Below are 606 nucleotides of genomic sequence, written 5' to 3'. Positions count from 1 at the left end.
GCGGCTTCGTTCAACAAGCCACTCAAGCAGGACAAATAACAGTTGGTTTTTGCTCCTGCGTCGCTTATTTTAACCAACAATTATTTGCCTCTTAGTGGGGCGTTATAAGTACATGGAGGTTTGGTGATAAACGTATACCTTTTTGATTGGGGCGACACTTTGATGGTCGACTTTCCCGGTGTTACAGGAAAAATGTGTAACTGGGAAAATGTTGAGGCTGTCACTGGAGCTAAAGGAGCTTTAGAAGTGCTATCTAAACACTCCCAAATCTATATTGCTACGGGTGCTGCTGATTCAACTGAGTTAGAAATTCAACGGGCTTTTGAGCGTGTAGGCTTAAGCCAATTCATATCCGGTTATTTTTGTAAAGCTAACTTGGGGTTATCGAAAGGAAGTCCTGAATTTCTTAATTCTATTTTAGACAAATTAGAAGTCCATTCAGAAAATGTGGCTATGGTTGGCGATAACTTTGATAAAGATATTAAACCTGCAATATCTGCTGGCATTCAACCATATTGGTTCACTTCAAAAAATATTGAGTCAGCCTCAGATAATGTTAAAGTAATTAAACAGTTAAGTGAATTGTACTTATAACGTATAAGGATA

Annotated in this window: 1 protein-coding gene; it reads left to right on the top strand. The window is 38.3% G+C overall.

Translation table 11 applies throughout. The features are described from left to right. Positions 1 to 162 precede the first annotated feature (162 nt). Entirely contained in the window at positions 163 to 594 is a 432-nt protein-coding gene (locus AB4238_RS22210) for an HAD family hydrolase (RefSeq protein WP_372035778.1), read from the top strand. Positions 595 to 606 lie beyond the last annotated feature (12 nt).

It is taken from the genome of Shewanella sp. 10N.286.45.A1, from assembly GCF_041470405.1.
Taxonomy (GTDB): Bacteria; Pseudomonadota; Gammaproteobacteria; order Enterobacterales; family Shewanellaceae; genus Shewanella.
Note: the sequence above shows the minus strand (reverse complement) of the source record. Positions and strands in the feature narration are given on the sequence as shown.

Bases quoted from the DNA above. Each gene is read 5' to 3' on its own strand.
- AB4238_RS22210 (WP_372035778.1), top strand. From the start codon at position 163: ATGGTCGACTTTCCCGGTGTTACAGGAAAAATGTGTAACTGGGAAAAT.